The 12,741-nt window shown below is 63.0% G+C and carries 11 protein-coding genes; 9 read left to right on the forward strand and 2 right to left on the reverse strand.

Translation table 11 applies throughout. The annotated features are described in order from the left end of the window. Positions 1–408: 408 nt before the first annotated feature. From F600_RS29585 to F600_RS29595, 6 genes are all read left to right on the forward strand, one after another. Positions 409–1,584 (forward strand): DUF726 domain-containing protein, encoded by a 1,176-nt coding sequence (locus F600_RS29585; protein WP_162141472.1) that lies wholly within the window; start codon positions 409–411, stop codon positions 1,582–1,584. A gap of 470 nt (positions 1,585–2,054) precedes the next feature. Further along, positions 2,055–2,324, forward strand: a complete 270-nt coding sequence (locus F600_RS31780; RefSeq protein ID WP_156024797.1) for a hypothetical protein — start codon at positions 2,055–2,057, stop codon at positions 2,322–2,324. A 249-nt stretch (positions 2,325–2,573) separates the two neighbouring features. After that, on the forward strand, positions 2,574–3,278 hold the full coding sequence (locus F600_RS29590) for a phosphate signaling complex PhoU family protein (RefSeq protein ID WP_018163131.1): 705 nt from the start codon (positions 2,574–2,576) through the stop codon (positions 3,276–3,278). A gap of 136 nt (positions 3,279–3,414) precedes the next feature. After that, positions 3,415–4,692, forward strand: a complete 1,278-nt coding sequence (locus F600_RS0123575; RefSeq protein WP_081629006.1) for a serine hydrolase domain-containing protein — start codon at positions 3,415–3,417, stop codon at positions 4,690–4,692. A gap of 117 nt (positions 4,693–4,809) precedes the next feature. Next, positions 4,810–6,279, forward strand: a complete 1,470-nt coding sequence (locus tag F600_RS0123580; protein WP_018163133.1) for an APC family permease — start codon at positions 4,810–4,812, stop codon at positions 6,277–6,279. Positions 6,280–6,295: 16 nt separating this feature from the next. Beyond that, positions 6,296–7,657: an FAD-binding oxidoreductase gene (locus F600_RS29595; protein WP_018163134.1), complete on the forward strand. Its 1,362-nt coding sequence runs from the start codon at positions 6,296–6,298 to the stop codon at positions 7,655–7,657. Here F600_RS29595 and F600_RS0123590 read toward each other — a convergent pair. Together F600_RS0123590 and F600_RS0123595 are read right to left on the reverse strand one after the other, a co-directional pair. Further along, the gene (locus F600_RS0123590; RefSeq protein WP_018163135.1) at positions 7,629–8,573 is read right to left on the reverse strand and encodes an oxidoreductase; all 945 of its coding nucleotides are present in this window, start codon (positions 8,571–8,573) and stop codon (positions 7,629–7,631) included. The two genes, F600_RS29595 and F600_RS0123590, sit on opposite strands and share 29 nt — an antisense overlap. A gap of 51 nt (positions 8,574–8,624) precedes the next feature. After that, complete coding sequence (locus F600_RS0123595; RefSeq protein WP_018163136.1) at positions 8,625–9,038, reverse strand: MarR family winged helix-turn-helix transcriptional regulator; 414 nt, start codon at positions 9,036–9,038, stop codon at positions 8,625–8,627. Positions 9,039–9,130: 92 nt separating this feature from the next. On the opposite strand from F600_RS0123595, the gene F600_RS29600 reads away from it, so the two are divergent. The 3 genes from F600_RS29600 to F600_RS0123610 all read left to right on the forward strand — a co-directional run bounded on the left by F600_RS29600 (position 9,131) and on the right by F600_RS0123610 (position 12,727). Next, positions 9,131–10,939 carry an ABC transporter ATP-binding protein gene (locus F600_RS29600; RefSeq protein WP_018163137.1) on the forward strand — a complete coding sequence of 603 codons (1,809 nt, stop codon included), beginning with the start codon at positions 9,131–9,133 and terminating at the stop codon, positions 10,937–10,939. 86 nt (positions 10,940–11,025) lie between these two features. After that, positions 11,026–11,847, forward strand: a complete 822-nt coding sequence (locus F600_RS0123605; RefSeq protein WP_026306884.1) for an SDR family NAD(P)-dependent oxidoreductase — start codon at positions 11,026–11,028, stop codon at positions 11,845–11,847. 76 nt (positions 11,848–11,923) lie between these two features. Further along, entirely contained in the window at positions 11,924–12,727 is an 804-nt protein-coding gene (locus F600_RS0123610) for a transglutaminase-like domain-containing protein (RefSeq protein WP_018163139.1), read from the forward strand. Positions 12,728–12,741 lie beyond the last annotated feature (14 nt).

Genomic DNA, 12,741 nt, shown 5'->3' on the forward strand with positions numbered 1-12,741 from the left:
CTCACCAAGAAGGGCAATCGGATTTCTGTCGAAACGCTTCCCGATTCAGAACCCGAGGTTGGCGGCGATGTAGTTCTGAAATGGAACCCCCAGCTTTCTCTGGCACTCATCGATTTCGGAGCACACGAACGCTCCTTCCGACGAGTCAAGCTCAAGCAGAAGAAGGACAGCCACCGAGCGGCCGCCGATCGGGCAGAGAAGGTCGCGGTGAAGCTGAGTGAACTGTGCGATCTCACTACATCGGTCGAGCGGAGTGGATGGTGCTCCGCTTGCTGGGAGAAAACAGACCACGTCAAACTTGCCGCCGGGAAGGCAAAGTCGGGCCTCTTCCTATGCCGAAGCTGCGGTATGCCGACTTCGATTTGTCCGGTGCCGAAGTGCCCCCACTTTGCGAGTGCGGGATTCGAGGTGATCGCAACACCAACCTTCTGCGCCGAGCACCGCCACGCAATTCCCAGCTTCGACCGTCTCGCCAAACAGCTGGAGTCGATCGATGACTACCAGGACTGGGTTACCTACGAGAAGTTCAACGCGAAACGTGCGACAAAGGTGGCCACAGCTATCGTCAGTGCCGCCGCGACGGTCGGCCCTCTCGCCTACCTACGAGCTGCGCAGGTCGGCGGCGCCGTGGGTCACCTTGCCGCCAAGGCGGCGGGCAAGCAGCTGTTCGGTGCCGCGGCAAAGCAGTACGGCCTTGCCCTACTCGGCGGCGGTGCCGTGAACGCGGGCGGACTGGGTGTCGCCGGCGGGATCGGCGTGATCGCGGCAGCTGGCGCCCTGATCGGTGGCGCCGCAGGCGGAGCAGCGGTGTTGAGGTTCGTCAGCGAGGACAAGTCGTTCAGAGTCGTCAAGCTCCAAGATGGCGAGGGGCCGGCGGTCCTTCTGGCCAGCGGATTCATGACCGAACGATCTGATCATTGGGGAGATTGGCGAACCATCGTTGAAGATCGGTTCCCACATTCCCCCGTGTACCGCATCTTCTGGGGTTCCAAGGAATTGAAGGCTCTCGTGACCGCTCTTGGCGTGGGTGGAGTGAAGGTCGCGGGCGCGCATGGCGCCAGTTTCTTCGCGAGGAAAGCCCTCAAGAAGGCAGCGATGGGATCCCTCGCTGGCGTGTTTGCAGTCCCGGGTACGTTGGCAAACCCATGGAACGTCGCGAAGGCACGCTCGGAAAAGACGGGCACGATTGTTGGGGACCTTATCGAACGCACGGGCGAGAACCAATACATCCTGGTCGGGCATAGTTTGGGCGCGCGAGTCATGGTGACCGCGGCCCTGGAACTTGGGAGTAAGGGCGGTGCCCCGCGAATTCATTCCATGCACCTGCTCGGTGGTGCGCTCGGCAACGATCACGATTGGCGCTTAGTTTCTGACGCCGCGTCAACCAACGTCTGGAACTACTACTCAAGCAACGATGGGGTCTTGAAATACATATACCGGGTTGCTGGCCTCGGCAAGAAGGCGATCGGCCTGGTCGGGATCGACACAAAGTACCCGAAGTTTAGAAACAGAAACGTATCTCGACACGTTGCCGGTCACTCGCGATACTTCGACGGAAAGTTCAGGCTTCAAAACGACGCATAGGCACTGGCGGACCTGGGGAGCCTGACCCCGTCATGACTTGTGGCGCCCGAACCGAAAGCGGGCTGATCCTCTACACAGGGTTCAGGTCGGCCAACCCAAGGTGATCATCCCGCTCATGCACTGGCCAGTCGCGGACAGCGCCGACGTCGAGGTCCTCAACTGGCTCGACGACCATTCCAGGCTTTCTGATTCGCTGCGCCGCGACCAGACCTTCGCGGACTCCCGTAGCAGCCGATTTCCACGGCGCCCGAGACGGCTACGAACACCTACGCGACGGCGATTGGCATCAGCAAGAACGGCCTCCTCAGCCGCCTGCAAACCGATGGGCAATGCGCACCTATATGGCCCTCCTACCGGGAGCCTCCGACAACAACTCCCCCGCTCCCCGTCCTCCTCAAAATCTCCTGCGCCACCTCCGCCGGCCACATAAGCCGTCTGGCATTCCCAAACTCTTCACGACAAAGCATTTCGTGGCTCAGATCGCTCTCATGACCGCGGCCGGCGCTCACCAACCACTGCCCCACCTCAGCCGCAAGTTTCACAGCCGCGAGGTCCAATGGCTGCGGGTGCTGCCGATCGATGTGGTCCCGAGCAATCAGGACCTTGCGCCACAGTCTCTGACAATCTCCGAGCGCGGCGTTCGCCACGATGGCCTGCGCGAGCATCTCGCTCAGCTGTATCAATTCCTGTGCAGCAGTGGATTTTCCGAAGTTGCCCGCCATGTGACACATCCCCTTTGAGTGACGACTAGGGACCGAGAGCAGAAACACCCTGCGGTCGATTCTTGTCCGCTCAGACAGCCGTCCGCCACACCCAGTCTGTTAAATGTGCGAGACGAAAAACCGCTACCGCCACGCCCATGTTGCGGCCCGGAAACTGCATTCCCGCCGGTAGACGGCTTAGCAGGGTTGCCTGCGCGGAGTTCCTGCGCGTAACCCGCAGTTTTTCGCCCATTCACACCGAGCAGGATGCGGAGTTAGATGTGTGCCATGCTGACGCCTCCGAACAAGGTCGAAGAACCATCTGACCAGCTGCGGCAGATGTGTCTCGATATTCAGAGCGCGGTGCTCGCCGCGACCAAGGCACTCCTCGAGGCCAACCTCGAGCAGGCCAATCAGGCAATCTCATTCGGCAGCGAGATCGCGCTCGAGAGTGGCCGCTGCGAACATGCGGCAGTGACAATGTTGGCCACCCAAGCCCAATCCGTTTGCGACCTGCGGCAGGTGACCAGCGCAGTTCAACTCGTTGGGGATCTTGCCCGAATGGGTGCGCTCAGCGCCCACATCGCCAACGTCGCACGACGCCGACACCCATACAGCGCCGTTCCCGAGTCCGTCCGCCCCGTACTTCACCGAATGGGCGAGACGGCAGCCGCGATTGCGACGAGTGCCGTTGAAGTCCTGCAAACGAAAGACCCGGTCGCCGCCGCCCACATCGAAGGCCAAGACGACGCAATGGACGGCCTGTACAGACACCTGCTGGACAAGATCCAAACGAGCAATTGGGACGGCGGCGTGAGCGCTGCCCGCGACCTCGCGCTCGTCGCTCGCTACTACGAACGATTCGCCGACCATGCCGTCCAGGTAGGACGCCGCACCATCTCCCTGGCAACCGAAAGCGATCACCGGGTCCAGCGTCACGCCGCAACTTCCACTCCGCGCGCTGCGCGCAACAGGGCTGTCGTACGCGTTTGATCGTGCCTTAGCCGAACCTGCGGATGGGATGCGAATCCGCATGGTCTTCCCAGCGATACGATGCAAATGCGACAAACATCCAGCTAGTGCCGCCCATCTGAGCAGCGAGCAAAGCTGGGCCAAGGCGGTGACGCGCATGCGCGTATTCAGTGCTTCAAATGGGCGACGACGCATCGTGCGGTTCGCTTGCATCGCGTTTACCTGTTGCACTGTCGTCGGCCTCACGAGTTGCGCGTCGTCCCCCAAGTCGTCCGCGCTGAATTCCATTGATCCCGCTGCATTCCAAGCCACCGTGGCAGCCGCGGTAAAAGATCTCCACGTCCCCGGCGCTGTCGTCCTACTTCGGACGCCGCAAGGCGAATACACCGCACTAGTCGGCACCACCGAACTCGGGCAACAATCGCCGCCGAAAACGAGCACCCATTTCCGGATCGCGTCCAACACGAAGACGATGACCGCGGCGCTGATCGTGCTGCTGGCCCAGGACGGCAAACTCAAGTTCTCGGACCCGATATCCAAGTACGTCCCCGGTGTGCCGAACGGCGAAAACATCACCGTCGCCGAACTGTTGAAGATGCGCAGCGGGCTCTACGGATACACGAACGCGCCCGAACTGGCGGCGGTCATGGACTCCGACCCGTCCAAGGCGTGGACCCCACAAGAGGTGCTCGACATCGCATTCCAGCACCAGCCGAGTTTCGCACCGAACGAGTCCTACGAGTACAGCAACACCAACTACGCATTGCTGGGCCTGGTCGCGGAGAAGGTAGGTGGACATCCGCTGCACAACCAACTCCAAGACCGGTTGTTCACACCGCTCGGACTCGAGCAAACGGCGCTTCCCGCCGCTGACGCGGCCGGCACGATTCCGTCCCCCTACTCGCACGGCTACATGTATGGCGGATCGGCGTACGCGCTGGTCGACGAGCTATACCCCCCGGATATGCAGGCCGCCGCCGAGGCCGGAACACTGAAACCGATCGATTACACGAATCAGAACAGCTCCTACGCCACGGCCGCCGGCGGAGCCATCTCGACGGCAGACGACTTGGCCGACTGGATGAAGGCGTTGGTATCGGGCAAGGTCTTCAATTCCGAATACCAAAAGCAGTGGTTCGACAGCTTGCAGCCCGAGGACCCGGACCACCCCGAGCTACAGCAGTATGGCTACGGCATCAGCTACCAGCGTTTCGGACCGAAGAGCGCGATGTACTACCACGGCGGGGAACTGCCCGGATTCAACTCGTTCATCGGCTACGACCGGGACAACGACGTGAGTCTTGTGATCTGGACGAATCTGACGCTGTCGCCGGACGGCAGGACCACCGCGCAGGCTTTGCTTCCGATCGTTCTCGACGAGATTTACGCCGGCTCGAAACTCGCAGCCACTCCGGCCCCCACAACTACCAAGTAGCAGCGGACACCACAGCCACCGAATCGCGAAATCATTTACATTTCAACGTGATTGGACTGTTCCGCAGGTCGGGGTCTACGGTTGTTTCCGACCCTCCAGGAAGCTCAGGTGTCCGCCATGACGGTAGAGAAATCAATTCCTCCGGAGTCCGCGGACATCGAGTGTCGAGACTGTGGGTACGAACCCGAGCTGAAACGAACTCTCGGGCCCTTCCAGGTCTTCGCGGTGTCGTTCGCGTTCATCTCAGTGGCAGTCGGCATCTTCGGTACCTACGACGACGTCCTGCAGAACGCGGGCCCGGTGGGCATTTGGCTGTGGCCGATCGCTGCCGCGGGACAGACACTGATTGCTTTGGTGATAGCCCAGTTCGCTGCCCGCATCTCACTCAGCGGATCGTCCTACCAGTGGGCCTCGCGGCTGGCGAATCCGAAGGTCGGCTGGTTGTTCGGCTGGCTGGGCTTCTGCTACCTGGCGGCCGGCGTGGCGACGGTGGACAACGCGCTGGCGAGTACTGCGCTGATGCCTTTGCTCGGAATGGACCCGAACGAGGACACCGCGCGGGTGATCACGCTCGCTGTACTCGTCATTCAGGTCGTTCTCGTCGTGCTCTCGACGCGCATCGTCGGCCTGATCACATCAGCCGCGGTGGGACTCGAGTTGATCATTGTCGTCGTACTGACGGTTGCGCTGTTCATCGCCGTGGCAGTCACCGGAGACGGCTCGATCAGCAACTTGACCTCGGAGGGTACGGCGGCCGGCGCCTCCAACTATTTCGCCGTCGGCGGCGGGTTGGCAGCCGCGATGATCATGGGGCTCGCGACCCTCGTGGGTTTCGACTCCGCGGCAAACATGGCGGAGGAGGCCAAGGACCCATTCCGCAGCGTTCCGCGCGCAATCGTGGGATCCGTTGTGGCGGCTGGGGTACTGGGTTTCGTGTTCGTCGTTGCCATCACGATCGCGATCAAGGACATCCCCCGAGCCACGGCCACCGACTCGCCGGTTGCCTTGATCCTGCACGATCAATTGGGTTCGGTAATCGAGCGTTCGCTGCTGGTCGCGATCGTGTTCGCATTCTTCGGTGCCGGTTTGGTGACCCTCGCCACCTGCGCCCGCATGGTGTTCGCGATGTCGCGCGACGAGCGATTTCCAGGGCACCAACTGTTCCGCCGGGTTCACCCCGCCACCAAGACACCGATCGCGGCCACCGTGTTGCCTGTCGTCATCGGATTTGTCCTCATGGGCGTGCTGCCGGGTAACGCACTGCTGAAGTTGCTGACCGTGGGAAGTCTCATCGGGGCGGTCCTCTACGCCGCGATCATCGTGCTCTATCTGTCGGTGCGTAAGCGCTTGGACCACAAGGAGGGCGCGTTCTCTCTTGGGCGTTTCGAGATGCCGGTCGCCATCGGCGCGCTGGTGTGGTCGGTGTTCGTGGTGTTCATCCTCGTATCGCCGCCAGAGGCGCTCACCGACGTCTTGATTTCAGTCGGAATCCTCGTCGCAGGCGGGTGCTACCTCGCTTACCTGGTGATATTCCACCGCGAAATCATGGAAACCGAGCCCGGAGACGCGGACGTCTTCAAGCACTAACGACAGAGGTGCCGTTATGACGACCCCAACCGAGTTGACGGGCGAGGTCGTTCGTCCCGGAGACCCTGACTACGACGCCGCCAGGATGGGTTGGAACAAACTGCATTCCCGCCACCCCGAGGCGATCGTGTTCTGCAACGACACACAGGACGTCGTCGACGCGGTGAAGTGGGCCCGCGAGCAGGGAATCGCCCTACGCGCCCGCAGTGGGCGCCACAATCTCGAGGGCTGGTCCTCGCTCGATGGCGGCGTGGTCATCGATGTCAGCCGGATGAAGAGCGTCCAGATCGACGAAACCGCACGCACCGTGAAAGTCGGGACGGGCCTCACGCAGAAGGAAACCGTCCCGGCGCTAGGCAATCGCGGCTTCGTCGTGCCGACGGGATCGGAGGGTGCCGTTGGCCTCGGCGGTGTCGTTCTCGGCGGAGGCTTCGGATTGCTGACCCGCAAGTTGGGTTTGGCCTGCGACAACCTTCTCGCCGCAGAGATTGTGGTGGCGGACGGTCCGAACTCGGCGAAAGTCATCGAAGTCAATGAGCACTCCAACGCCGATCTCCTGTGGGCCTGCCGGGGCGGAGGTGGCGGAAACTTCGGGATCGCGACGTCGTACACGTTGAAACTGCACGAACTCCCCAACGTGGACTTCGTGATCGCCCACTGGGATGGACATGGACATCTCCCCGAATTGCTTCGCATCTGGCAGCGGGAGGCGCCCATCGCCGACGATCGCCTGACCAGCTCACTCGAGGCGGATTCGACGATGATCGAGCTCTCGGCGGTATTGCTGGGCGGGTCCCGCGAGGAGTTGGACGAACACCTGCGGCCACTGCTCGCGATCGGCAACCCAGGCCTGACCTACATGAACGATCCCTGGCCCACGATCTACCAGCATGTCGACCGAGCGCCCGAGGTCCCCTTCTGGAAGTTCTACTCCCAGTTCGTCACTCGTCCTTATCCCGAGGAGGCGATCGCACTCATCGTCGACTACATGGCGAACACACCCAGCCCAGCGAGCAACTTCTTCTGCTCCAGTTTCGGTGGGGCCGTGCGAAATGCACCGCACGGCGGGTCGGCGTTCCCGCACCGCGATGCGCTCTTCTACTGCGAGCCCGGCGCGGCTTGGGACGAGCCCGCGCTCGAGCCGCAGGCGCTCCGATGGGCAAGCGAATTCTCGGAAGCGCTGCGCCCGTTCGGTGCCGGCGCCTACGTCAACGTGCCGAACTTTCCTTCGCCGGACTGGGAGCACGATTATTACGGCTCCAACGTCGAGCGGCTACGTCAGGCGAAGGCGACCTACGACCCCCAGAATGTGTTCAGCTTCGAGCAGAGCATTCCGGTGGGCGAGCCGATCAGATCCCCTGGAACTGTGCGCCGGTGAGCTCGACCGATGCGTCCCATAACGCTGCGGCAAGTCCTTCACTGCGGGCGGCCCGCGTTCGCGATGACCGCGCCACGGGTCCGCGCATGCCGAACATCCGGTTCGGTCCCAGGTAGTCGCCGTTGCGCGCATCCGGCATCGTCGCCGCATACAGCGTGCTGAGTGCACCGCTTCGCTCACTGTTTCCGAAGACCCGAAGCGCCAGATGTGTCGCGGCGAGCGCACCCGGTATCGGTGGAACCATCGAGTCGAAGAGGTTCGTCGCGGCCACGCCCGGGTGTGCGATCACCGCGGTCAGGGGCAGTCCCGCAGCCTCGCTCCGGCGGGCGAGTTCAGCGCCGAACAGCAGGTTCGCGAGCTTGGACTGGCTGTAAGCGGTCATCCGGCCATACGGGCGGTGTTCGAAATTGAGATCGGCAATGTCGATGACACCGCGACGATGCGCGATGCTCGCGAGGGTCACCACTCGCGGCGAACTTGCTTTGAGCAGCGCAGGAAGCAGTGCGTCGGTGAGTGCGAAATGGCCGAGATGATTGGTCCCGATCTGCATTTCGAATCCGTCGGCGGTCCGTGCAAACGGAACGGCCATGAGTCCGGCGTTGTTGATCAACACGTCGATGACAGGTGCAACGTCGAGCGCCTGCTCGGCGGCAGACCGGACCGACCCGAGGTCGGCAAGATCGAGAGGTATCAGCGCGTGATCTGCAGGTCCGAGAGCGGAGACCGCGTCCAGCGCAATGCGACCGGTCTCCTGATTTCGGCAGGCCAACAGTATGCGGGCACCCGCTTGGGCAAGGGCCTTCGCCGAATTCAACCCCAGACCGTTGTTAGCCCCGGTGATGAGAATTGTGCGGCCGTGTTGGTCGGGAAGATCGCTGACGCCGAAGCGCTTGATGGCAAGTTTTGATGAACGCATGGTGAGGTCCAGTGTGTCGACCCCAGGGCTGGGTGTCGATGTGACGAGCAACTACTCGTCGGCGGCCAGCACCGAGAGGATACGGCGCAGCTGCTCGCGATCCTGAGCACTCAACGCTCCAAATGCTCGCTCCGACTCCGCCGCTCGAGCGTCGTGAATCGCTTGACCAACCCGTTCGCCCTCCGCGGTGAGCCGCACGATTGTCGCGCGACGGTCCCCGGGATCAGCCTCGCGCTCGATCAGGCCGTGCTCTTGCAGCGCATCGAGAACATCGGTCGCGGCACGCGGCGAGACGTGCAACCGCTCGGACAACGCAGAGGGCCGGATCGGACCGCGCCGGACGATCACACTGAGTGCCCGTGCGTGCGACGGTGCCAGTCCGAACGGCTCGAGCGTGGAGAGAGACGCGGCCCGCAGACGGCGCGCGACGCTCCAGAACAGTTCTGGCAGTGACTCCTCGCTCACCGGAATACGGTAGCAAGAATTGGTGTTGCTACCGGATAATGAAGCAACTTCACTAATGCGCGAAAGGGGTGGTCCGCACGGAAGCCTCGAGAATGTCCAACCGTCGGCGCAAAGTCTCTGAAGCCGAGCGCGCAGCCGCAAAGTCGGTGTCCTTGCGCCGCATCGCCGCGCTGTTCGCGCCGCACCGCGCTCCCCTTGCCCTGGTCGTCGCCATCATCGTCGCGTCGTCGATCATCGCGATGGCGTCACCATTCCTTCTTCGAAGCATCATCGACGACGCGATCCCCAAGCAGAACGTGCCTCTTCTGGCGTGGCTCGTCGGCGGCATGGTCGCGATCACGGCCGCCACATCGGTGCTCGGTGTCGTGCAGACATGGATCAGCACCCGAGTCGGACAAGACGTCATGCATCGACTGCGCACGTCAGTGTTCGCACACCTGCACCGTCAATCACTCGACTTCTTCACGCGCACGCGGACTGGCGAGGTTCAGTCGCGAATCACCAACGACATCGGCGGAATGCAGACCGTCGTCACCTCGACCGCAACGTCGATCGCCTCGAATCTCACGACTGTCGTCGCGACGGCAACGGCCATGGCCGCCTTGTCGTGGCGCCTTTCGCTGCTGTCGCTCGTCGTCTTGCCGCCGGCGATCTACTTGACTCGCAAGGTCGCAGGGATGCGGCGGGACATTGTCGCCCGTCGTCAGCGCGAACTCGCCGACCTCAACGTGACCATCGAAGAAGGTCTGTCGATCAGCGGTATCCAATTGAGCAAGACGATGGGCGCAGCGGACATCCTCATCGATCGATTCACCGCGTCGTCGGCCCGACTCACAGATCTGGAACTGCGATCCGAGCTCGCGGGCCGCTGGCGGATGGCCACGATGAGCGTCATCTTCTCCGCTATACCCGCACTCCTCTACCTGAGCGCCGGCCTGCCCGCGACCTCGAGCGGGATGACGATCGGCACGCTCGTCGCGTTCACGGCGCTGCAGTCGAACCTCTTCCGTCCCTTGATGGGCCTGCTCAGCGTCGGTGTTTCGGTCACCGCATCACTCGCGTTGTTCGCGCGGATCTTCGACTACCTCGACCTGCCGATCGATATCGCCGACCCCGTTCATCCGGTGAAGATCGACTCCCGGCGAGTGCGTGGTGACATCCGTTTGAAGAACGTCGGTTTCAGCTACAACGGAAACGAGTCCCAGGCTCTCGCGGGGATCAACCTCACCGTGCGGGCGGGCAGCACGCTCGCCATCGTGGGCGAGACCGGTTCCGGAAAGAGCACACTGGCGAACCTCGTAGCGCGACTGCATGATCCGACCGAAGGGCGCGTGATGGTCGACGGAATCGACATCCGCGAAATGGCCCTGGCCGACGTGGCGTCGATCGTCGGAGTGGTCAGCCAGGACACCTATCTCTTGCACACAACCGTGCTCGAGAACCTGCGCTACGCACGTCCGGATGCCACCGACGCGGAGATTTTGCGCGCGACCAAAGCGGCCCAGGTACACGACTTGATCGCCTCCCTCCCCGATGGCTACGACACCGTCGTCGGATCTCGCGGACACCGATTCTCGGGTGGCGAGAAGCAGCGGATCGCCATCGCGCGGACGCTGCTGCGCGACCCGAAGGTGCTCGTGCTCGACGAGGCGACGAGCGCGCTGGACAACCAAACCGAGCGTGCGGTGCAGGAAGCGTTCGATCGCCTGTCGCGCGAGCGGACGACGATCGTGATCGCGCATCGACTCTCGACCGTCCGTAACGCCGACCAGATCGCGGTGCTCGACCACGGTCGGATCGTCGAGATCGGCACGCACGACGAGCTGGTCGAGCGGGACGGCAGGTACGCACAGCTCCTCGCCGGTGGTTCCGACCAAGAGTTCGAAGCTGCGTTCGTGTAGTGGTTTCGACGGCTGTACGCGCCAGCCGGACCGCATGATGAAGTCGAGAACGGTCCGTTCACCAACGCACTGATGGAGTTGACGTCATGTCCGATGTAGTGCTGATCACCGGAACCTCGTCTGGCATGGGGTTGCACGCCGCCGTCGAGCTCGCACGCCGCGGCCGAATCGTCGTTGCAACCGTGCGCGACCTGGCCCGGACCGACGCACTCACGATCGCGGCGCGCGCTGCAGGCGTCGAGATCGACGTTCGGGCGCTGGACGTCGTCGATCACACTTCGGCGGCGCGCGTTGTGGGTGAGGTCGTCGCCGATCACGGCCGAATCGACGTATTGATCAATAACGCCGGCAGGGGGATGGTCGGGACCGCGGAGCAGTTGACGATGGACCAGATCCGGGCGCAGCTCGAGGTGAACTACCTCGCTCCGGTGAACCTGACCAAACTGGTTCTCCCCGGCATGCGTGAGCAGGGCCGCGGCCGCATCCTCACCGTGACCAGCGTGGGCGGTGTCGTCGGCCAGCCGTTCGCAGATGCCTACTGTGGCGCCAAGTTCGCTGTCGAGGGATTCATGCAGTCCTTGGCGGTCGTCGCGGAGAAGTTCGGCGTTCAGGTCGGAGTGATCGAGCCCGCCGCGGTCGCGAGCGAGTTCGTCGCCAACGTCGATCGGCCCGACAACGGTGGCCCGTACGGGGCACTCCTCGGCGCCTACGCCGCACGTACGGCTGGAGCCTTCGCGAACGCGCAGTCGGCAACGAGCGCAGGAGTCGCGATCGCCGATGCAGCCACGTCCGACGAGTTCCGATTTCGCTGGCAGACATCCGATGCGGCAGCCGCGTTCGTCGGCGTTTCCCTGGCCGACCCTGATGGGGAGCGCGTGCTCGGATTCACCCGCCCCTGGATCTCCTGACCCGCGAGCCCACGCGTTCCAGCGATCGGCAAAGCCTCACCGAGCAGACAGCGCGTTCCGCTGGCAGGATCATGACGTGAAACGCGACGTATCCGCCAACCTCGATGTCCAGATCAATGAGTCGACAACCCTTGAGCTGCAGATCGCTGTTGCTGAACAAGCGAACGTGGAATTGTCGGAAACGCTGGTCCTCGAGCTAAACGGCGAGAGGGTCGTACCGCAGGAAATCATCGGGTCCCACGGCACCCGCATTCACCGACTCGATGCTGGACCGGGAAATCTGCTGGTTTCCTACAGTGCGACGGTCATCGGCGCCGCAGCCCCGGTTCCGGCGTCCGATTACGACCTGGCGCTGTACCTGCGGCCGAGTCGATATGCCGAGTCGGATAAGTTCTTCGGTTTCGCCGCAACGGAATTCGGCAGCATCGAGCCGCACGCCGAACTTCTCGCGGCGGTGTCGTCGTGGGTGGGTTCTCGAATCCGCTACGTGCCCGGCAGCAGCGATCCGATCGACGGGGCGACCGACACTCTGCTGTCAGGTGCCGGGGTGTGTCGTGACTACGCGCACCTCGTGGTTGCTCTGCTTCGGGCCGTCAAGGTCCCCGCCCGAGTGGTGTCCGTGTACGCGCCCGGCTGTGTGCCGATGGACTTTCACGCCGTTGCAGAAGCCTTTATCGACGGGGTCTGGCGGGTCGTCGACGCGACGTGCCTGGCTCCGCGCTCGACACTGGTTCGAATCGCCACCGGTCGCGACGCAGCCGACACGGCATTCCTCGACAACCATGGCGGCGACATTGCGATCAACAACATGTGGGTATCCGCGACGGTCGACGGCGATTTGCCGTACGACGATATCGCCGAGTTGACGTCAATCGGATAGACCCCGAGTCTCGC

This window comes from Smaragdicoccus niigatensis DSM 44881 = NBRC 103563 (assembly GCF_000380645.1).
Taxonomy (GTDB): Bacteria; Actinomycetota; Actinomycetes; order Mycobacteriales; family Mycobacteriaceae; genus Smaragdicoccus; species Smaragdicoccus niigatensis.